At 41.2% G+C, this 23044-nt stretch carries 17 protein-coding genes; 15 read left to right on the top strand and 2 right to left on the bottom strand.

The genetic code is table 11. The annotated features are described in order from the left end of the window. Position 1 precedes the first annotated feature (1 nt). Complete coding sequence (locus tag KHO06_RS10780) at positions 2-316, top strand: heavy metal-binding domain-containing protein (protein WP_005443150.1); 315 nt, start codon at positions 2-4, stop codon at positions 314-316. Positions 317-385: 69 nt separating this feature from the next. Here the strand turns inward: KHO06_RS10780 and KHO06_RS10775 are convergent, their stop codons facing one another. Beyond that, complete coding sequence (locus tag KHO06_RS10775) at positions 386-715, bottom strand: hypothetical protein (RefSeq protein ID WP_143686041.1); 330 nt, start codon at positions 713-715, stop codon at positions 386-388. 907 nt (positions 716-1622) lie between these two features. On the opposite strand from KHO06_RS10775, the gene KHO06_RS10770 reads away from it, so the two are divergent. The 10 genes from KHO06_RS10770 (at position 1623) to KHO06_RS10725 (ending at position 17222) form a co-directional block, all read left to right on the top strand. Further along, positions 1623-2192 (top strand): hypothetical protein, encoded by a 570-nt coding sequence (locus tag KHO06_RS10770; protein ID WP_047479135.1) that lies wholly within the window; start codon positions 1623-1625, stop codon positions 2190-2192. 56 nt (positions 2193-2248) lie between these two features. Continuing rightward, the gene (locus KHO06_RS10765; RefSeq protein WP_047479137.1) at positions 2249-2770 is read left to right on the top strand and encodes a hypothetical protein; all 522 of its coding nucleotides are present in this window, start codon (positions 2249-2251) and stop codon (positions 2768-2770) included. A gap of 11 nt (positions 2771-2781) precedes the next feature. Next, positions 2782-5478 carry a TcfC E-set like domain-containing protein gene (locus KHO06_RS10760; RefSeq protein ID WP_212581557.1) on the top strand — a complete coding sequence of 899 codons (2697 nt, stop codon included), beginning with the start codon at positions 2782-2784 and terminating at the stop codon, positions 5476-5478. Between the two features lie 11 nt (positions 5479-5489). Further along, positions 5490-6227 (top strand): hypothetical protein, encoded by a 738-nt coding sequence (locus KHO06_RS10755; protein WP_047479142.1) that lies wholly within the window; start codon positions 5490-5492, stop codon positions 6225-6227. A gap of 7 nt (positions 6228-6234) precedes the next feature. Further along, positions 6235-7320 (top strand): hypothetical protein, encoded by a 1086-nt coding sequence (locus KHO06_RS10750; RefSeq protein WP_212581556.1) that lies wholly within the window; start codon positions 6235-6237, stop codon positions 7318-7320. A 314-nt stretch (positions 7321-7634) separates the two neighbouring features. Next, positions 7635-9323 (top strand): hypothetical protein, encoded by a 1689-nt coding sequence (locus KHO06_RS10745; RefSeq protein WP_212581555.1) that lies wholly within the window; start codon positions 7635-7637, stop codon positions 9321-9323. 223 nt (positions 9324-9546) lie between these two features. After that, the gene (locus KHO06_RS10740) at positions 9547-11550 is read left to right on the top strand and encodes a hypothetical protein (protein WP_212581554.1); all 2004 of its coding nucleotides are present in this window, start codon (positions 9547-9549) and stop codon (positions 11548-11550) included. Positions 11551-11921: 371 nt separating this feature from the next. Next, entirely contained in the window at positions 11922-12629 is a 708-nt protein-coding gene (locus KHO06_RS10735) for a transporter substrate-binding domain-containing protein (protein WP_212581553.1), read from the top strand. Positions 12630-12636: 7 nt separating this feature from the next. Then, positions 12637-15474 carry an ATP-binding protein gene (locus KHO06_RS10730; protein ID WP_212581552.1) on the top strand — a complete coding sequence of 946 codons (2838 nt, stop codon included), beginning with the start codon at positions 12637-12639 and terminating at the stop codon, positions 15472-15474. Next, positions 15471-17222, top strand: coding sequence for an EAL domain-containing protein (locus KHO06_RS10725; protein WP_047479155.1), 1752 nt, complete (start codon positions 15471-15473; stop codon positions 17220-17222). Before KHO06_RS10730 ends, KHO06_RS10725 begins: the two co-directional genes overlap by 4 nt. Positions 17223-17385: 163 nt before the next feature. On the opposite strand, the gene KHO06_RS10720 is transcribed toward KHO06_RS10725, so the two are convergent. Continuing rightward, positions 17386-17637 carry a hypothetical protein gene (locus KHO06_RS10720; protein WP_047479157.1) on the bottom strand — a complete coding sequence of 84 codons (252 nt, stop codon included), beginning with the start codon at positions 17635-17637 and terminating at the stop codon, positions 17386-17388. Between the two features lie 787 nt (positions 17638-18424). On the opposite strand from KHO06_RS10720, the gene KHO06_RS10715 reads away from it, so the two are divergent. From KHO06_RS10715 to KHO06_RS10700, 4 genes are all read left to right on the top strand, one after another. After that, entirely contained in the window at positions 18425-19006 is a 582-nt protein-coding gene (locus KHO06_RS10715; RefSeq protein WP_052127666.1) for a hypothetical protein, read from the top strand. A gap of 71 nt (positions 19007-19077) precedes the next feature. Then, positions 19078-19551 (top strand): hypothetical protein, encoded by a 474-nt coding sequence (locus tag KHO06_RS10710; RefSeq protein ID WP_047479159.1) that lies wholly within the window; start codon positions 19078-19080, stop codon positions 19549-19551. Between the two features lie 74 nt (positions 19552-19625). Next, positions 19626-22295, top strand: coding sequence for a TcfC E-set like domain-containing protein (locus tag KHO06_RS10705; protein WP_244858354.1), 2670 nt, complete (start codon positions 19626-19628; stop codon positions 22293-22295). A gap of 1 nt (position 22296) precedes the next feature. Next, positions 22297-23043 (top strand): hypothetical protein, encoded by a 747-nt coding sequence (locus KHO06_RS10700; RefSeq protein ID WP_235284021.1) that lies wholly within the window; start codon positions 22297-22299, stop codon positions 23041-23043. Position 23044 lies beyond the last annotated feature (1 nt).

Here is a 23044-nt window from a genome sequence, read left to right as displayed (position 1 = left end):
CATGATTTATTCAACAACCGAGACGATTCCTGGACGAGAGATTGCGGAGATAAAAGGTGTTGTGACGGGAAATGTGGTTCAGTCAAAGCACATTGGGCGTGATTTCATGGCTGGCTTAAAAAGCATTGTTGGTGGTGAGATTCGTGGTTACACCGAAATGATGACTGAAGCCCGAAATATTGCTATTCAACGAATGGTAGAGGATGCCGCGAACCTAGGAGCAGATGCCGTAGTCGGTATTCGTTTCACCACCAGTTCGATCGTTGATGGTTCTTCAGAGATTCTTGCATTTGGCACTGCAGTAAAGCTTGTTTAAGAGGAAATGAGTGTGGATCCTTCATTGCCAACCTCACGTTTGCATTTTTTTTGTATAGGACAGTGAGAATTAAGCAGTTAAGCGCTGCCCAAATGTTGGCGATTTAACTAACTCTGCTTTGTGCGATGCAATATTCTCACCAATAAATCGCTGAAGCTGTTTTCCGTTAAATGGCTTGCTTAGCATCTGATGAGAATGAATATTTTGGTTTATAATAAAGTTCTTGTTTTCTTCTAGAGATTCTTCACTACCAATTGCGAAGATGCTAACACTTGGCATGCGCTCTATGCTACTTATCGCCCCAACTTTCTCGTTTTGATCTGGTTTTCTTCCTATCAAATAAGGTTTTTGGTCAAGATCAATAAAAATTACAACATTATTAAAGTCATTCACTATCATGTTTATTTTCTTTACGTCACTTTCCTTTATATTGTTGAAAGTAACAATGCTACTTGAACTATAGAATGACTTAATAGAGTTTTTTATGTAATTTCTAATTGGTTCAAAGTCGCTAATTATAATAGATAACATAATAAATACACTTTAATAAATGCTGATTTTATTCAATATTTTGATTTGTGCTGTATTGAATAACACCCTGAAGGGAAAGGCAATACCAGATAATTCGTACATCTTTCGAGTAGGCACTATGACATTTCGTTTTAGTTTATGGGTTCAAATGTCGTTACATTGGTTTTGGAAAACTAAATACTAGACAATAAGTAAGTTAATGAACAACACAAAATCAACACTAGGCTAGTTTTTCTCTGGTAATAATTTACATCATACTTCTCGTTACTCACTGAATAACTGGTGTGTCAAAGTCTATGAGAACGTGATTCTTTCTAGTTTAAATTGAAGTTATTTTAACTATGGAATTAATTATCCTATCAAGAAACCGGCACGCTGCAATGATGTTCTCCACTTCGCGTTCTTGAAGTCTAGTGTCCGAACGACATTTCACCTTAGTTCTTCATTTATAACATCCAGTTCACCAGCGAGTTGTAACTGAGTATATTCTGATATGTTGATTTATATAGAAAAAGTTAATGTGCAAAAAAGACTTGTAGGGTGATTCTTACTTGTAATCATTCCGCCAAACGTTTCCCTTTGGTGTTTGTAAGAAATTTCAGGATTTATTTTGTTTTGTTTTGTTTGAATAATGACCACAGGAAGTGAACGCAACACCGTTCATATTTATCCGCGAATAATATGTCAAATGCTTACAAGTTGTTGCTAGGGTAATCAAGTTCTTAGCAGAGTGAGCAGAAGACTTAATTTTTGATTAATTAATGGTTTATAGAAAATGAAATACTCAACAATTGCTCTTACTGCACTTATGCTTTCTACTACTTCAGCTATGGCTGCGACGCTAGAAACGGGCTCTCAAACTATGCAATGGCAAGGTACGGTTCCTGTGGTAACTCCTCCAACGGATGCTGGTTATGTGATAGAAAAGCTGGGTGCTGTAGACTTTCTTGCAGGTAACCTAGAGTTTGATAATGCGGGTGGTGCGGTAACGCTTAAATCAGCATCACAAATCGGTTTTGTCGTTAAGAAAGACGCGAATAAAGACGGTGTTATTAGCGGTACAGAAAATGGCGAAGGTACTGCTCTTGCGTACGACGTACAACTAACCAACGTACGCGTAGGTATCGATGGTGCTGCAATCGCGGAACAAACAGATGGCTTCTTTGAAGTGAAGCACAACGGCACGCTTTTAGATAAGCACTCTACAGCAACTATCTCGGCAGACACTGCTGCTGCGGGCTCAAAGTTTGATATTTCTACTAAAGCGGGTGTTTCAGCGCCAATCACTGCTGGCCAAGAAGTAATCCTACAAGCGATCGTGGCTGTAACGCCTACAGACGCTTAATTCTCCATAGCAACAAGCAAGCCTGTCAGCCTTGCTGACGGGCTTTTTGTATTTATATGAAAAATAAGATTGGATTAGCGCTTTTTACGATGATGACAAGCGCATTATCAATAGCTGCGAGTGAAGGTCCGCGCTTTGGTGAAATATCATTAATGCCTAGCGTACGAATCGTTAAGGACCAAGGTGCTAGTGGTATTGAAATAACCCCAGAGCAAAAATTATATACCACTAAGTATGATGTGGGTGCTCAAAGCTTTCTTCCCTTGAGGATGGGGTTTGATGTTACATCAACAAGAAACCAGTTGATTAATTATAATCTTACGATAACCCCTCAAAATTACTGTCGAGGTGAAGGTGAGACGAATGACCGAGAGATCAACGGAGTTGAATATACATTCGATGGCCAACCAGTGATGCCATCAGAAACCTCGCTAGAAATAAATAGTGGTCCTCATGCAACCAGTAATATTAATCGGCATGAGCTTACTTTAAATTTCCCAACGATTGGGCAAAACCAAGATTTTCAACAATGTTATGGTTTTGTAGGAATACTTGCTGAAGTCGTTGGCAGTTATTAGAGTTTAAACGTATGAATAGAGCGAAATCATTATTGTCAGTTTTGGCTTGTTTAATTATGAGCCCAAGTTACGCGATAATGGGGCCGTCGGATTTTTCAGACTTTTTCGAAACAAAAGAAAAACAAGTCGAAGTGACGCTTTCTAGCGAGTTAGGAAGTGGTACGGTTATGGCAATTGTCAGCTATGAAAAATTCATACTTATCAACTCTACATCTAATATAAATGCGTTATCTGACTATTTAAAAAATAGCAACCTTAAACAGTGGGCTGTTGACGAGATTATTGAGCAATTACTTGATGGCGTCGCTGCGTTTGAAAACTGTGAAGGTGAAATCAGTGACTGTATCCCTGAGGATATTCCTAACAAAGCCGAATTCGTATTTGACTATTACAGTAATAAACTACGTATTTATGTCTCCTCTTCAATGGTTGATGACCGAGCACAAAATGTCGAGTTTTATTCCGGCTCAAGAGTGGATAACGCAATCATCAATGACAGCTCTCTTTACTTGCAATACTCGGATGATTCAGGTGCTTTCACTTGGTCTAACATTACCGTGGCAGGATTACCTTATGGGTATCTTAAAGCAGACACGCAATATAGCTCATCAACCAATCAGTTTGATGTATATGAAGCTGCCTATAATGTTGATTTTGCAGATAAACGACTCATTGTCGGGCACAAAGACTTTTCAAGTAGTATAGATTTTAACTCAACGGATCTCTTATTTTCAGAAATGAATCTGACAGGCCAATTTGTTCAGTTTGGATCGAGTACAAACCTTCTAAAAAATAAAAGTGAAGGTATCCAACGTGTGAACTTTTTTGCCCCTCAATCTGGCCAATTAGAGCTTTTTCAAGGGGAGCGCCTAGTGCTAACGAAAGGGGTTCAAGAGGGTGAACAGTCTGTCCCTTATAGTGAACTGCCCGGAGGTGCTTATAACCTGCGTATCGTATTGCGCAGAGGCGAGCGTTTATTGCTAAATGAGGAGCGTTTTATTGTTAACGTAGCGAGTTACAAGCTTGCTACAGGTAACTATGATTACAAGCTAGGTGTGCATTGGCTCCCGTCATTGGATAATAATGATGAGCTAAGTCAATCGGAACAACTATTTGGCTATGGTGCGGTAACGTATCGTTTTGATGAAAGTACGTTGTTAAGCTTAGCCGCTGGCTCAAATGGAAATGACGTCTATGGTCAATTTGGACTTGCAAAGGTGTTTGATGGACAAAAGCGTGTCGATTATGTGTCGAGCTATTTTGCAAATGGTGATATGTACCAACAGATATCCGTTGGTGTCGAAGGGATGGGATTGGCCGCTAAATATATTAGTAATGAACAAGAAAGCAACGCACTTTCAACTCGCTTGTATGGACAAGATGATCGCCTCGAATACAGTGCAAACTGGAGTCGCTCTCTGTTAGGTGGTAGTGGAACACTTGGATACACGCATTCAGAGTATCAGGAAAGTGATTCCAAGAGCGATTCATTGAGTTTCTCATGGTCTCGTAATGCCTTCGGGGGACAACTTTCATTGAGTGGTACCTACTCTAAGTATGGTGATAGCGACTCTTTTAATACGCTTTTATCTTGGAGTACTCAGTTAGAGGGTAACTATCAATCAACGCTTTCTAGTGCATTTGACCAAAACGGGTTGATCAGCGTGAGAAATCAGTTATCTCGAAACTTTGAATCAGAGAACTGGAGTGGCAATGGCGCTTTAGCGGCAATTGTTGACCAAGCAGGTGCTAAAGGTGATATGTCTATTCTCGGATCAGGACATACAGACGAATTCAATTTTAGTGGTTATGGCTATGGCTCGACAGAAGGGGATTACTCGCTTTCGGGTACGATCTCCGGATCGCAGATCATGTCGGGTAATACCCAAATGTTGACTCGAAAACGAAGTGAGACATACGTGTTTATTGCCCCTGCATGGGGTACGGACGACAACAGTGGGGAAGTTTCCTATTCGGTGGTTAAAAATAGCCGTATATGGCTAAATGACCATGTTAGTGCCGAAAAGCCAGCGTTAATAGAATTGCCAAATTACTCCGAAGTGGAGATTCGGCTAGACGCAGAGTATGAAAGCCTTGAAGTACAGAATGACTTCGAGAAAACAATGGCGATGCCGGGTAGCTTATACGTAATAGAGAATAAGGTGACGAAACTAAAAACTCAAACCCTAGTAATGAGTGACATGTTCGGAGAGCCGATAAGTAATGCGAGCTGTATTGGTAAGGGTTGTAGAAGTATCGATCCAGTGTCGGAAGACGGTGTATTTAGGGTCAGTTATCTTGAAGAGCAGCCATTTAAAATTGTCTCTTCTCAACGTTTATGTGTTTCCGACCAAGCAGCATTAGGGCAAGACTATGTACAATCATATTGCTTACCGGGGCTGGATGAAAGTGTACAAGAAGCGCTAGCCGGACCTAAGCTTAGCCAAAGTCAACAGCAGGCAGTGGAGTCTGATGTGAAAGCAGGCTTCGTTTATGTAGGCAAGTTTCACTCAGCACCAGAAGTGGACAAGATCCTAATGCGACTCAAAGAGGTTAATTTAGTGTCTCACAATATCAAGGTTGGGGAAGTACTTTATGTCTATGTTAGAAATGATGTCGAGTATAGCTTAGCTCAACGTCAGATCCTTGAATCATTAGAAGCTTATGCTATCGAAGATAAGCATAAGCAAGATAATCACACAGTATAAGAGTAAATAGTATGAAAAAAACGTTGTGCGCAATTTCATTAACCTTAGCTGCAACCGCAATACCAGCTCAGGCAATTGGTATCGACCAAATGATCAAATTTGCACAAGATGGTGAAGCTGTATTTACTATTACCAATAATGATGGTTATCGCCAATACGTTAACGTACTGGTTGCGGATGTCGATGTAAAAAATGGGGAGTTGACTTATACGCCTTATACTAGAGAGAACATCGAAAAGTGGAGTTTACAAGTACAACCTCCCCGAGCGGTTATCGATAATAAAATGCGCAAGTCATTTAAGGCAACGTACACGTCACCGACATTAAATGAAGATTACGACAAAGTGTATCAGTTAACATTTGCCCCTACGCCATATTTTCCTGAAGGAGAGCAGCCGGGGCAAGCTGTTCAAGTGGCAATAGGGTTTGCACCATTACTTATCGTGCCAGCAAAAAAAGACCAACCGCTGGATTTTGATATGAGCTATAAGTCTGGCAAAGTGAATATCGTCAATAACGGTGGCAGCTACATTAACGTACTAATGGATACATGCCCTGTCACCGCAGTTGGGGAAGAGCGAGACTCTTGTTATAAGGTCGTTTATGTATTAAAGGACAGAAAACTCTCTGTTGATTTAACCGAGCAAATGAAAGCAGCGGATAAGTTGCGAATAGAAGTTCGAACACACAACGGTGATTTTAAGCAAGATTTCGATTTGTCAAACAATGAAGCGGTCAGCGAAAAATAGGACGAGTATGAAGTTACTACTTACTTGGTTATGCATTGTTTTCTTATGCTCGCCAATCGTTGCGTTTTCGGCAGAGGTAAAAATAAGACTCCGTGCTGATGGGGCCTCAGGGATCTCGGCAGAGCAACACGGCGACCAGCTTGTCCCAAGTATTTGGGATATTCACGGCAATATTCCCCCCGCGAAAAAAGTGGTTCTTGGAACAGCACAAGCCTCTGGGCACGAAATACCAGTGTTTTTGGGTAATGGGGCAGGGGTACAAATAAGTGTTCCCATTACATTTATCGGAATGGAGTATATGTTGCAGGGTGCTGCGAATACGCAAGAAAGCGATATAGCGAGTTCCGTAGCAAACACGACCATTTCAGGTAAAAAAGTCACCGTTATAGGAAGTGGACTAAGTGATACAAGGTTGACCTTTGGCGAAGAGAAATCCCCGTTTACACATTCTAGGCCGGTGTTTAAAGGGTTGGATGCGAGCGCAATCTTCGCCGCGTTTTCAAATGAAAACGCGCCCAGAGGGACGTATAGTGGGAGGATTAACTCGACTGTCCCCTACGACTACTATACAAGCGATGGGATGAGAAAGCGTAATATCTTCACGTTTACCACGCGCATCATTATTGATTATAAACCCGCGCAAGTTACGTCAGTGACCGTTGATCGACAACCAGTAATCCCTGCACGCTATTATGATCACCCCGATGTTAAGGTCGGCGGTCAAACCAATGTCAATGTTACGCTGACGGGGGATTTCTCTGGCGGGTTAAAGTTGGGGTTGAAAAATACCCTAATAGGTGAACCCTACTATTCAATGAAATATGTATCAGAAACACCTCAATCAGGGCTGCGCGACATCCCTTTTTTCGTTGCGTGTCAACAAGGATGTGAAGGGGGATACAAAAATATCATCGATCCAAAAGGAATCGCCCAAATAGATAATGCGAATAACAGGTTAAATGTATCGGTGGGAAGCGATACTAAGCAGCGTCGAATCAATCTAGCTGTCGGATTTGATGGTGTTCCTCTATCTGAGTTAAAAGCGGGGGAGTATCGGGGTTTGTTTACTCTAGTATTTGAAGCACAACTATAGTTAAAACAAATGACTCCCAACTAAAAGATGTAGCTAACATCTACTATAACTAAGTGATCGTTACGGTACACGTCGGGAGGCTTCTTGCCTCCCTCGTTACCTCTCTTCTTAACAGCTCTTTTGACCCGAAAATCTTCTTACCCCCTGTAGGAAAATTCGTATTTGTGTATTTGGTGTAGGATAGGCATTATTGCGCAACTTTTAACCGAGAACGCAAGGCGTTTGGGTAGGTGTTCGTACCTGTTGCGCTGTTTCTTTGAGCTATTGACTCGTTAGCTTTAAGTTGTTCGTTCAATACCCTGAGATTAACAACATTGAAAAAGTCACCATTGTTCTGTTTGCTTTGTGCATCGCTCACTTTCGTAGGCTGTGGAGGTGGTAGCGGCAGTGAAAACAATGCACCCACAGATAACAACGTAATAGAGATGCCACGTCAGGCCTTTAAGGTTGTACCTGCAGAGGCGAACACGGAACTCAATTTCGCCAAAGAGCTCAAAGCTGCAGACTCACGAATTAATTCGGTTGTGCGCGATGAGCACAATAGCGCTGACTGCCCGGAACTCATGCACACAGATGCAATATTAATTGGTGACTTTTCGGCAGGCTCACTATGTCGTTACCAAGTAATAACGACTCAGCAAAGTGATAATACACGAGCGACCATGCAACTAGACGTGTTTTCAAGTGATATTGAAGCGCCAATTTTGTCCGCAATTAGTGACACGTCGGTGGTTGGGGACGTTGAAAAAACCTATAACATGCGCGAAAAATTAGGTGACGAGTGGCTTTCTGGTTTCGAGCTTGATGCTGATGTTACCGTTACTGGCCCAACCGATGGAGGAGCAATAGCAACGGTTGAAGGTGATGCTATTGTGGTCACACCAAGCTCAAAACCGGGCGTAATAACGGTTGTTTATACGTTGGTTGATAGCAGTAATGTGAACAACGTGATGCTAGGCTATCTATATATAACGGTTTCGCAAAGTGCTCATTTGGCGCCAAGTATCACGCCCAACGTATATCGACATAATTCAGTGTTAGAAATAGACCCAAATGCCATAAAAGTGGTCTCCCTTGATTTGACTAGGTTGGAAAACTTAACCATTGCGACAGAAGGCAGTTGGTCGTTGGATTCTGTTAGGTCCGCGTCGCTTGGTGTCTGGTTTAATAGTGGAGAACCGAAAGCCCTCAAAGTCCAACTGGCACCAAGTACTTCGATTGGTCAGCACCAGATCCTTTATTCTATAAAGGATTCGTATGGGGCGTATGCACTAGGGCAGGTTATCGTGGATGTTGTTATGCCAGAGCGTGCGCGCGATTGGACCGATGTTACGTACCGACAGTATGGTGACAATATCAAATGGTTGTCACCAAACCTCTATAGTGTTGCAGCAATAAATGGAGCCGTCACACCGTACTGGGATTCGGCTAAGAGGAATACACTCGCGACTTATTCACGCAAAGCGGGGGTCAACTATTGCAGTAAGTATGGAAGATTGCCGTACGACTATGAGTTTCGTGATAAGATTGTAAAATTTAATAATGGTGAAGCACAAGGTGATCCAAATAAGTGGCCGAAGGCGAAATATTACTGGGCTACTAACCCAAGCACGCTAGAGACGATAGCCGTTGAGGGGAGTACAGGTAACCGAGTGACAACGACAGATACGCTGCTTTATGTTGCTTGTTTGACCTATGAGGAATCACTACTCGATACATTGGTTGATGGTTACAGTGGGAAGCAGAATCAAAAGTTGGTACGCGTTATTACATCCGATGCTAATGGCGAAGCACTCTTTTCAGTGATCTCAGATGAATTTACTGATCAAGATATTACTTTCAACAAAGAGGTAATTGATTCGAATTCCTTTTATGTCACTGCGACAGCCAATAGTAGCGCGCAAGGCAAAGAAGGAATAATCCGTGTTGCTATCGATCTGACTAATGGACGTGGTGCTCGTTTGGTTTCGTTACCGATCTACACAAAAATTAACGCTAAATAAAAGCAGAATCAGAATATTTACGTGTAATACCGAGATAGTAATGACATACATCTCGGTATATATAGGCGGCGTAATTTAAAATAAGGCATATATGAATAGCAAAATATATGACCTAATAAAATCTATAAATGTTACCTGCATTTCTTGCGTTAGAGGTAAGCAATGATCTTAAGAAAAAAAAATTAACGTGCAGAAGACGAAATTGAATGTGGTTAAGTGTCTAATGCCGCTGATCGTTATCGGTATTTCAGCATGTGGGCATGAAGAAGCTAGCAACACGATTACTTCAGGTTCGGATTCAATTACAGAGTCTCCACGGGTTATTGCCCCAGAACTGGTTATTATAACTAAGCCAAATGAAATTAATGAATTTAATATTCGTCAACATTATGTCGGCAAAGGCATCACCATTGATAGTATAAGCAGTGAAAATGAACATTGCTACGCATCACAATCTCATGATGATATAAACACAGCCGAACTGTACAGCAACGCGGCGGAGTTTTGCACCCATAGCATCAGTGTAGGCAATAGTGAAAATAATGAGCAAACTCAGACGTCATTGACGAGTTTTTCGAGTCTGGCTGATAAACCAATCCTAGAACCGCAATTCGTGCTGTTGAAGCAAGCGGAAATGTTGGACCAAAATGTTATTGATGTAAAATCAGTTCTTGGTGAGCAGTGGCCTCAAGGCTATGAATTGAAAGCGGTTACTCGAGTTTCACCATCGAATGAACATAGTGCAATACCTTGGTCACAACATGGTATTGAGCTGAGTTATGGCCAAGTTAACGAGATGATAACGTTACGCTACGTGCTAGCAAACAAGGAATCAGAAGATAAACCATTGACAGGGTTGATCGTCGTCGGGAAAGGCATAGAAAAGACATATGCAGATATATCTCCAATATCATATAACCTGGACACTGTATTTACTGCAAAAACACAGCAACAACTAACCATCAATCTAGAGACATTATCTGACTTAACTATTGATATTGACTCACAGTGGCAACTAGCATACGTTTATTCAAATACCGCAACGGTGGCCTCTGCAGACAAAGATTCAGTTATAAATAAAAGTTTCACATTTATCGCAACTCAGCCGGGTAAACACAGTGTTAGTTATGTTGTACAGGATCAATACAATAATATATTGTCTGCAAGTATGTATATTACGGTAGCTGCGAATGAGCAAACACCGGATTGGAACTATGTAGACTATTATAATTCGCACACAAATACGACTAAACGGCTCGCTGCGCCATTGCTTTACAGTGATGCGAGCCAAGTAACGAATGCCGAAGCTTTGTGGGATAGTAATAAATCCACGACACTATCGGCTTATTTGAATGCAGATTCGGCAGAGACAATTTGTGCCGCAAAAGGACGGATACCGTTTGCCTATGAACTAGATCAAGTCTATCGAGCGACTTCAGCAGGAGAGCTAGACATCAGCAAGTGGCCAAAGTCAACGCCATTCATGGCGTATTCTGAAGACAAGTCGAGAATACAGGCCTATGATTTAAATACAGGTATTCTCAGAGATAAAAGCACTGAAGATGAGGCGCTTTATCTCACCTGCCTCGAGTTCCAAGAGTTAATGGTGCAGACGACTGGGGTGACGTTTACAGTCTATAGCGAAGCTCAGATTTCGGTGGTCACGAAAAAAGCGGAAGAGAGCGAGTACGATATTTCCCTTGTAAGTGACGAGATAAGTGAGTCAGAGATGACCTTAAGAACTGTTCCTATTAACGAACGCCAATTCGCTGTATATGCGCGGTCGACAAAAGGAGGCCTGTTTACTATAAAAGTCACGGATAGAGACAACCCTGAAATCACGGTTGAATCTCGGCTTCAAGCCATCGTGGGTAAGTGGAAGGAATTGCAATTTTCTGATACCTATACGTGCCGAGGAACAGAGGGCGTGCGCGATCCTTGCTATGTGATAGCGAATGATAGCGACGAAATAGAAGTCGATTTTCGTATGGTGGACAATGAAGGTAATGGTATTCCGGATAAAAGCTTCAGCGTGACAACTGACCTAAGTGTAACTTCAAACCCATGGAGTGATTGGACGGATCTTAGAGGAGCATCATCGTTTAGGGCTAAAGCAAAGGCAAACCTGTTATCACCTGGAGAAACGGAAAAAACCGTAGGGGCAACACTGAAAAAAGATAACGGGGAATTGCTTTTAAATATCAAAGTGATCGCTCCAACAAAATGATTGTTGCGTAATGGTAAGTTGAATAACCGAAAGCTCTGGATGTTATCTGGAGCTTTTTCGCACAGCTTAGAATTTGGCAGATTTGAAGGCAAATATACCCAAGTAATCTCAAGATGCTTAGCTCAGCAATAGCACACAGGACCCTGAACCTTGGCGTCACTTGTGGAGGGGGGGGAGAGATTCTTGAACAACGCAAGGTTATCAATGGTCGGTATCATGATATGTCAGCGGTTGTCATTTGTTTTTACACTGGCTAATTAGTTTAATTCCTTAAAAAACAATAACTTAAAGTGGTTTTTTCCATGCTTTCGGTTTGTGTCAATTCAGTGAATTGTTACAATTGCCGCTCAAACTTATAAAAGAACACGTAAATGAAGAGATTGACATTAACGGTATTGCTGCTTTGTATGGCGTCTATGTCTTATGCGGCACAAACAGCTGACTTTTTGACTGCACAAGAGTCCAAGTATCTTGCAGAAAAGCGAGCTATCAGCGTTGCGGTGATTGGAACTGTCACTCGTCTACCTTTTTGGGGCGGTACACCAGAAGCTCCCAAAGGCTATATTCATGATATTGTGAAAGTATTTGAAAATAAACTCGGCGTGCAGTTTACCTATATAAACTATGGCTCGATAGACGAAGCATTCACTGCGATTGAAGCCGGTGAGGTTGATATTGGTATAGGTTTTGTTAAAAGTGCTAAAAGAGCCAAAACGATGGCATTCACTCAACCTGTGTTTAAATATTATTATGCAGGGTGGATTGCTAACACAGAGTTAGAACCGAAGGATTTTAGCCATTTGCACTGGGCCTGTGTCGAGAAGTCAACAGCTTGTAAAATATTAGATGGTCTGAATTATACAGATATCACAGTAGTTGATCAGCCAAAAGAGTTCTATCAACTACTAGAGTCTGGAAAAGTTGATGCGTTGCTTGATGTTTACCCGAGTTTACGTTTTTACCTTGGATCAAATGCATTTTATTTTGGTCAAGTAGCAGTCGATCGCCGTTTTGGTAGTTTTGATGCCAGTATCGCGCTAAGCAAAAAAAAATGCCTTATTAAAGGATATCCTAGATAAAACGCTTTTGGTTGCGGATCCGGAGTTAAATAGTTTATCAGAACGTTACAATATCAAGCCATTTGAATATATGTCAGGGAATAACGATACTGATAGTGAAGCTAAAGTTATTCGGTTTACTGTTGATGAAAACGCATTCCCTATTTATTTTTGGAATGAAAATGCAAAAAAATACGATGGGTATGTTAACGATTTATTGTCGCTGATTAGCTCCAGAACATCACTTGTTTTCGAGTATGTTGAACCCAACGGGCGAAATATAGAAGATATGCTTAGAGAGGGTGTTGTCGACATCCTCCCTGCCTCGAACTCTTCTTTATCAAGAGACAGAGGTTTCTTGAGAACGGTTCCGTATACAACGTTAGAGTTTTCATATCTGGAAAGCAAAAAATGGGACAACGATGGAAAAGTAGTCGGCATTTTAGATCGTATTAATATTGCGACAACAAATGGAATGATAAAGTACACAGAAATTGATTCGATATTGAAAGATATTAGAAGCGGTAAAATATCTAACGCTTATATTAATGTTGACTTACTTGATAGTTTGCTTATTAGTGGGGAGGATGAAGGTTTTAATATAATACCAAAACCAACTTTACCCCAAGTTGATGTTCAACTATCGATGGCTGTGAATGCAACAAACCAAGATTTAAGAGATACGATGGACAGTGTTCTAAACGGTTTGACGAAGCGAGAAATCGAAAACCTATGGTTGCCTTATCATAAAATGGAATATAACTGGGGCATTGAGAAAAGTAAGGTTTTCACTACCGCCTTATTAACCTTATTGTTCGTTATTATTGCCGCTCTGTTTACCTACAGTCTGATGGTAAAAATGCGCGCTAGAATGACAGCGTCGGATAGGCGTGTAGAATACACAGAGTTTAAAAACCAGTGGTTAACGGATCTTATCGATGCGATCCCTAGTATGATTTGTATTTTGGATAGTAAGGGCGATGTCCTGCTTTCAAATTCTACCTTTAAGTCGATGCTATCAACGGTTCATTCAGAAACAGATAAAGATTTTATCGAAATATTGTTCGACTCGTTTGGTAGAAGCTTTAAGAGTAATTTTTCAGAGACGCATTATGTAGAACTTGGCCCAAGTTCGGTAGGATACTTTCACATTATTAATACGCCGATTCACAACAGTCAGGATAATAGTATGAATTATCTTGTGGCGATTAATGATGTTACCGACATGAAAAAAAATGAAGCGGATTTAATCGAGTTAAATAATATAGCAACGAAATCTATTGAATCTCAAAAGCAGTTTTTAGCAGTGGTAAGCCATGAATTGAGAACACCTATCTCTGCGATGATGGGCTTGATGGAGATCTTATCTAACAACTTGGTGAAAGAAGAAAATAAAACCCTACTTTCAAATGCAGAAAGTTCCGCAAAAAGACTCAAAATTCTAGTCGGGGATATTTTAGACTATTCGAAACTGGGTGCTAAACAGCTTAATATTCAAGAGGAGTATTGTAACTTAGCTGATGAGTTGTCCCCAATGTTGCGTGGCTTCGAAGCAAGCGCACAAGTTAAGGATATCGGCTTTGTGCTCAACTGGACGCCAACGAAACTACTGAACGCAAAACTCGACGTGTTTCGTGTCAATCAGATTGTGTCAAACATTTTGTCGAATGCCATTAAGTTTACAGAAAAAGGGTTTATCTCAGTAGACATTGATATTACCCATACGTTTTTGAGTATCTCTGTAAGAGATACAGGTATAGGTATGACTAAGCAGCAGGTTGACAGAATGTTCGACCCATTTACTCAAGCAGAAGATAATATTGCACGTCGATTTGGTGGTACAGGGCTTGGGATGTCGATCGTATCTCAGTTAGTTGGGCTAATGGATGGCGATATTGAGGTGAGTAGCCAGTTGAGTCTTGGAACAATCGTCACGATAACGATCCCGATAAGCGCAGAGCCTTTAGAGATTAACTATAACCAAATAGACGCTGAATTGAAGATTGATGATCCGGTTGTGGCTCAATGGCTTAATGAGTTTGGTGTCAAAAGTACGTTGATTAAAAATAAGCGTATTGTGGGCGGTAATGTGTACCCAGACTTTGTTCTTCAAAGAAGCCAGTTAAGTAAAACTTATCTTGACGACGATGTATCAAGCACATATGAAAAGCTATCTGGTCATATTTTAGTCATTGAAGATGATCCTATAAATCGTTTCTTACTAGAAAAACAGTTGGCAGAATTCGGTATTCGCTCGACATTGTCCGAAAATGGTGTCAGTGCATTAGAAATGTTAAGGGATAGTGATCCGTTTGATGTGATTATTACAGATTGTCACATGCCAGAGCTTAATGGTTTTGAGTTGAGTCAGATTATAAGAACGGAATTTCCTGAATATGATGCGGTCCCTATTATTGCCTGTACAGCAGATAACTCTATAGGGATCGAGGATAGGGCAAGAGCGAGCGGTATAAATGAGTTGATATATAAACCGTATGATCTGTCTGACTTACACTTTGTTCTTAGTGACCATCTTTCTCTCGCTGATAACCCCGTTCAAACGGATGTAGAAAAAGAGAGTTGGATCGGAGGGTTCCCAAGCAGCCAAAGAGCCGAAATGGCCGAAGTGGTCCATGAGTCATTTTCAAATTCGTTGGAAGAACTGTGCTTGGAAGATGCAGATGTAAAACTGGTGGCGCATAGAGTGAAAGGCTCTGCTGGCGTGTTACAGCTTGAAAAATTAGCGGATATTGCGTGTGAATTGGAGATGAAGCCAGGAGATGTCACCTTAAAGAGGTTGTTAATTGAACATCTTGAAATGGCGATACGTGATGCACATGAATTCTTAAGGGTAATTAACTCATGAACATAATGATAATCGAAGACGATAGAATTCAATCTACAGGTTTAAAGCTACAGTTAGCGCAACTTGGTTATACCGATGTAACGGTTGTTGATAACGGGATAAGCGCGCATAAAAATTTAGGCCGAACCCGATTTGATCTGATCTTCTGTGACATTCGAATGCCTCAAATGGATGGCATTACATTGCTATCTGAATATGTCACTCCTAATGAAGCAAAAGGGGTGATCATTATGAGTGCTGTCGACGATAACATCCTAGAAATCACACGAGGTATGTGTAATCTAAATAAATTTGATTTTGTAGATGTGCTCAAAAAGCCTTTTGATATAAATCAGTTATCAAACATCGTGGATAGCTTTAATAATTTCACGGCTGAAGAAATAAGAGAAGCAGAGCTGCCAACATTAAGTAATATAGATATCGCAGAGGCATTCGAGAAAGATCGTGTCATCGTTCACTATCAACCTCAATTTGACTTCCGCACTGGTCAGCTTATTGGCGTTGAGGCCTTAGCCAGAATAACTCATGAACAATATGGCGTAGTCGCACCGGATAGGTTTTTAACTCAAGTTGAAGATCTTGGAATGCTAGACAAGCTTTACAATAAAGTCTTGGACATTTCTACAGAGGAAATTGCGTCGATAAGTACCGAGCTTCGATTATCTGTAAACATTAATCGCCAGTTACTTGAAGAGCAAGATGTGTGTAATTACACGCTTGTCACATGTCAGAAGAACGGGTTTATGGCAAATAAGTTGACATTAGAGTTAACAGAAGATCAAACATGCGATGGAACCCCCGCGTTTTATGCGAACTTAGCTCGATTAAGATTGAACGATGTCGAGTTGGCCATTGATGACTTTGGCACTGGTTACGCATCGTTAGATCAACTGATTGATTTACCGTTTACTGAGTTAAAAATTGATCGCAACTTTATTCACGGCATTGCGAATGATTATAGAAGACAACAATTAGCGTCTATGGCTTTACAACTTGCTCAGGGGCTTGGACTCACTTGTGTCGCTGAAGGTGTAGAAGATCAAGCTACTTGGGAGTTTTTAAGAGAGTTAGGTATTGATGTTTGCCAGGGGTATTACACAGGCAAACCGATGTTGTTGTCTGAAATCAAAGACTTGGATGATTTGTTTAGCTCAAAAGTCGTCCCTAGCATCAGTGAAAGCTACACTTTATTTTTGGACACAAGAACACAGGAATCAAGCGCAACCTTGAAGTTACTGCTTAAAGAGGAAGCGTTAGGGCATATTGTTTCTGTAGAGAGTGAGTCTGAGATGGTCATTTATTTGAGGGATTTGCCTATCAATAACATTATTACCCACTCAGAAGCCTTTCAATCGGGTCAATTTAATGTCAGTCAGCACTTGCCAATGTATCCAGACGTTAAGATCTTCCTACTTGAGTCTAGTAGCTTAGATTCATCTGCTGAAGGCTTAGACAATGTGTTAAGAATTAATAAATCTAAATCGTTGTATGATACGATCCAATCAGTCTTGGTTGCTGTTGGCGGGAATAAAACTGAATATGTTGATGATAGCCAGCATTATGCACAACTGTCTAAGCGAGAGTTAGATGTTGCGAAGCTCTTGGTTGCAGGCTTCACTAACAAGTATATTTCCTATGAGTTAGGAATTAATCAAAAAACAGTTAGCACTTATAAGACAAGAATACTGACTAAGTTAGGCATTAAATCAACCGTTGAGTTAGTCAAAGTATTAAACTCGTCTACCTAGCAACGCTTCATTCATAGTAAAGATTTGTTGTCACAGGCATTCAATCAATTTAGCCTAGATTGGAGAGTGTCGTTCATCTACGGTAAATGATACGTTGTAACGTTACAAATCAGGGTAGCCCAACAGACTTTCTTCCGTGTTGGGCTAGTCTAAACGAAATACGTCACAGTTTTACCACTAACTTATGGAGTTTGACGTTTTTTGAATTTTGTGTGTTAATTTCGACACTCATTTGCGGGTGCAATTCAGAATATTGAGAGACTCTCGCGACATCAACATTATCAAAATAAGTAGGACTGTCTAAAACGGAAGTTGGTGGAGGAACAACCCCATACCAGTTAAGTTTGATTACTTCGGCAGTAGCATGAGACGATATAGCACTGAGGAAAAGCAGTAATATAGATGCAAATTTCATGGTGGCCACTCTTTGTGTGAATTTTCCTACCTCCAATTTTAGACTAATAACTCTACTTGTGTAGTTGCTAATAATCCTTTATTTGTAACGGACTGTAACGGCCCTTAGCTAAGAGTTATGTGTATTCCTCCTCTCTTTTGTCAGACCCTATGAATCGGCTTATTTAGGCTATGCGGTTGAGATTTTCATATAAGCGTAAGATTACAAGAGTTAAATCACTGAACGTCTGACTGTGTTGAGTAAATCCCCGCTAATTATTTCGAAACCTCATCATCACTTACTTTAATTTAGCCACTATGACGAAGCATCAACACTTCATTTTAAGTTATGTTAGTTTGTTAGCAGTACTTCTCGAGTTATGCCAACTTGTTGCGGTTTTATGAACGCGCGCTCTCTCCTTAAACAAAATCTATTGGCTTTTTCTTAGATTCAATGGCTAAGCGTCGGATTTTTCATCTTTTATTGGTCGTTTTTTGTTTACGTTGCCGGCTGTTCCTGCATTACCTAAATTTTAATTGCAAAACTGGTTGCGCATGATCTTTAGGAGGGGGGTGAGTGCTTTTTGATCGTTTGTCGGTATTTTCCTACTGGGTGCTGATTTTAAGTTGTTGATTTTTAATGGTTTGTGGGAATTTATCTGCTACCGCTTGCGTGTTTGAGGGCGCATAATTCTCACCAACGTTCCGACGGTGTTCGGGACTATTTAAGTAATTAGCGTAATGCCCACTGATTCGACAGAAGGTTGTCAGTCTCGGTTAGGGTAAAAACAAAATAACACGAGAAGAAAATGATGAAAAAAACAGTACTAGCAGTTGCAGCAGTTGCATCCCTAGGTATGGCAAACACAGTTCTAGCAGCAACAGAAGAAGTAGGTCAAGCGATTTTCCAATGGGTTGGTACCGTTCCTGCTCCTTCAGAAGCGCGCCCAGGCTACTGGATTGTATCAGCGGACGGCGGTTCTGTACTGTCTGCAACCGACGGCGTAATGGTCTTCGACAACAAAGCGGGTGAAGTTGTTCTGACCTCTGCAAGCACGTTCGGTTTTAAAGTGGTTCGTGATGCAGAGCTTGCAGATGGCGCATTTAACCCTGCACTAGATAAAGAAGGTGTTCCTTACAAAGCAACACTTGGCAGTATTAAGGCTGGTAAGGGTGGTCTTGTATCAGCAGGTGGTGACCACGGTTACTTCGCGGTGACGTCAGGTACTACGGCGCTATCTACCAGCACTCCGCTTAATTTTGCAGCAAACCAAGTTGCGACGATTTCTCTTGCTCCAGCAACACCAGGTTCAACATTCGACATGGCGTCTGCGAACGACATTTGGGCAGTACAAGCATCTCTAGCCTTAACAACGGATACAGCACTTTAATTTTCAAAGCAATTTGTGAATTAATAAGTTGTAAGGGGTGTAAAAGCCCCTTTATTCATTTTGGAGGTTCAATGAAATATAAAGCTTTACAGGGGCTACTGCTAGGGATTCTTGTATTTAGCAACGAGTTATCAGCAGCTGTTGTGCATGTATTTACTCCAAGCGTTGTTATCGAGGACAACACATATAACGCAATAGAAATTTATGCTCCTCAATCGATGTTTGAAGTATCGTACTCGCTTTTTGATCAATCATTTTCACCATTGAATATTCAATTTGAAGTGGTATCCGTTAAAGGCAATACGGTTGACTATCGCTTATCACCAGTGATGGCGTCCGCAGTTTGTACCTTTGAAGATAGAGATGAAAAGATAAAACTAGAATACAAGCTGAACAATCAAGACTGGCCAGAGAGTGGTTTGCAATTCACCGGAATCCGAGACTCACACCTTTTAAATGTGAAGTTTCCTAGAGTTGAACAAAGGGTTAATAGTGTGCCATGTGATGGACAGATTGGCGTACAAGTAGAACTGATCACATTATGAAACTACGTCATTTATCATTAGTAATTTTTAGTTCATTGTTGTTTTCCCACGCTATTAAGGCGAGTGACTATCCATTGGACTTTGCTGATTTTTTTGAGCAACGTCAAGAGAATGTTGAAGTTGTCCTTGTCGGCTCTAACCGAACTGAAGAATTACTCGCAAACGTAAGTTACGATACTTTTTATCTCCAAGATACAACGAAATCACGCGGTGCTTTGGAAGATTATCTTGCAGGTCAAAATGTAAGCGAAGACGCTATAAGTAAGGTGACGCAAAAATTACTACAAGGCGTACCTGCAAACCCGGGCTGTAAGGTTGCTTTAATGAGTTGTGTTCCAGAGGATATCCCTGGTCAGACGGAATTTATCTTTGATTTTGATAACAAAACACTGCGCATTTTTGCATCTTCCGAGATGTTTAATGAATTTAACACTGCTGAAGAAGAATATCATTCTCCGGTTACACAATATGGTGCTTTGATAAACTGGTCGAACCTGTATGTTTATGGTAGCGACAATTTTAATAGTCTGGCTTGGACAAATGAAGCATTGCTAGGGCTCCCGGTCGGCTACTTGTCATTTAACTCGCAATATCGACATGATGAAAATGACCAAACGTTCGATGTATTCCAAGCCTTATATAACTATGAGATGGACGATTTTCGAGCGGTGATTGGTTATCAAGACCAGAACGTAATTGCTTTGAATAGTACAGATTTTCTTGGCTATGGTGCTGACTTTTCTGGTGTCTCTGCGACGCTAGGGAGTAGCAATAATTTGTTGAAAGGCAGTGTTAGGGCGCATCAACGGTTGCATTTCTATACCTCGCAGAGTGGTCAGCTAGAAATTTACCAAGGCAATAGATTGCTCGTAAGCCGCGTTGTGGAAGCGGGCGAAGTATCCGTGGGTTACGATGAGCTTCCGACAGGCACGTACACAGTCAGTCTGGTAGTTAAGCAAGGTGACAAGATCGTCTTGGAAGAGCAGCGCCAGGTTGTAAACAACGCTGATTTTTCACTTAAGGTCGGTGATTGGGATTATCGACTTGATGTCGGGCTTTTAGACGCTGAAGAAAGCGAACAGTTTGTAGTAGAGGGTAGCGATAGCGAGTCACCAGAATCGATGGCGTATATCCGTGGTCTTGCTACACACCGCCCAATGGAGAATCTATTGGTAGGCTTTGGTGGTGTAAGTAATGGAACCAATAACCAAATGTTGATTGGCGCGAATTGGTCTATCAATGAACGAGCGAACCTTGAATACACGATTGGTACTTTTACTAACGGTGATTTATATCAATTTGGACAACTTAACGTCGCACCGTTTTCTTTCAGTGCGCGTAGTGTAAAACACAACGATTTAAATGAGATAGACGATTTAACATCAGTATTGTATGACGGTTCAGATACCACCGAATACAGTGCAGGGGTGGCAGGGGAGTTGTTTGGAGGCCATGCTTTCTTTAACTACTTCTACCACCAAACCAAATCAGAAATATACGACTCAGAAAGCGATAATATTTCATTAAACTGGAGTAAAAGCGTACTTGGCGGTGACCTAAGCTTAAATGCTACGTATTCGAAAACAGACGTACACGATACGATGAATACCAGTATTAGTTGGCGAAGACGCTTTGGTAATAATGTTTCGACAGACTTTTCTGTCTCTGCAGATAATGACGGGTATGCATATAGTCGCGCTAGTGTCGGTTATAACCGTGTTGGAGATGGTTGGTTCGGCAGTGCAAATGCGACCGTTCGTTCTTATGCAGACAGCGAAACCGTAGGTGAAATAAACGGTGCTATCAACGGTACGAATGAAAGCGTCAATTACGATTCGTACGGATACGTTGATACCCAAGGAGGCTATTCGCTTTCAGGTAGTCTCTCTGGAACCCAAATTGTGACACATAAAGGTATCGCGCTAACAACCGAGCACGACGTAGCGTTTGTTGGCTTGGCGCCAAAGTGGGACATCGAAGAGGCAGCAGAAAGTGATGATGCTGCGTTACGATATGCAGCCTATAAAGATGGTAGTTTTTGGCGAGAAGAAACAGTAAAAGTTGGCACTAAATCCGTGATGCCTCTGCAACAATACAGCGACTTTGCGTTTGAGTTAGATGTAGAAAGTGGGAATGTAGAAACGACTGAAACGAATAGCGAGTTTTTCGCCACGCCAGGATCGTTCTACGAGTTAGATAACCGGGCCATCCCGTTGGCAAGTCAAGTATTTATCTTGAACGATATGAACGGCAATGCGATTTCTAATGCTCGTTGTATTGGAGAAAGCTGTAATAGCGTTGAGCAACTATCCGATGATGGTGTGTTCCGCGTGAACTTCCGACGAAATGAAGCATTTAAGCTGGTATCTAATAAACGATTGTGTGTTTACGACGAATCTTTATTAGGCAAGCGTTACGTACAGGCTTATTGTTTGCCTGGCTTAGATAACCTAGATGGCCAATTAGTTCGCCAAAGTGATAATGCCGTCATTGCGCAAACGAAAAGCAACCAAGCGCTAATATTCGTAGGTAAATACGAATCGACAGAAGTAACGAAAGGTGTAATTGAACGTTTAAATGAAATTGGTCTGGTTTCAAAAGCAATAGAGGTAGGCCGAGTTGAGTACTTATATGTTCAATACCAAGAATCATACACAACTGCGCAACGAACGTTATTAGAAAGCCTAGAGGCTTACGTTATCTTAGACGCGATTAATACCAAGCAGTTGTTTACATCGAGATAATATGATGAAGAAATTATTTAAAAAGATATTACTTTGTGCGCCATTCATTCCAATGACAAGCCAAGCAATTGGTATTGATTCTATGATGGAGTTTACGGTTGATGGTAAAGCTGCGTTCCATATTACAAATGGGGCTGAATACCGCCAGTTTTTACAAGTTGGTATTGCGGAACTTTCCGTGGTTGATGGCGAGCTAAAGACGACTCGTTACACGCGAGACAATATTGATGATTGGTCATTAACGGTTCGCCCAGCACGAACGGTAATAGATCCAGAACTGCAAAAAGCATTTCAAGTGAGCTATACCCCCCAAAAAAACCAACTTATTGATAAAGATAAGGTGTATCAGCTGTCATTTATCCCAACGCCATACTTTGCCGAAGGTGAAAAAGTGACTCACACCGTACAAGTTGCAGTGGGTTTTGCTCCAATTGTCATCGTACCAGCACGAGAAGATAAGCCGATTGCTTATGAAATGAGTTATGAAGGCGCAACCATGCAGTTGAAAAACAAGGGTGGCACTTACCTACGAGCCTATTTAGATGCGTGCCCATCGGGCTTAAAAGGGAAGCAACGAGAGGAGTGTACCTCTGTAGTGTATGGTTTATCGGGTCGAAACTTGCCAATTGAGCTTAAAGACAAAATGAAAAATGCCAAAGAAATTAAGGTTGAGTTATCGACTCACAATTCTAAGTATAAAGAAACATTTAGTCTTAAGCCTGGTAAAGCGCATTCCAGTGGGGAGTGAT

The organism is Vibrio sp. B1FIG11, assembly GCF_905175335.1.
GTDB lineage: Bacteria > Pseudomonadota > Gammaproteobacteria > Enterobacterales > Vibrionaceae > Vibrio > Vibrio campbellii.
Note: the sequence above shows the minus strand (reverse complement) of the source record. Positions and strands in the feature narration are given on the sequence as shown.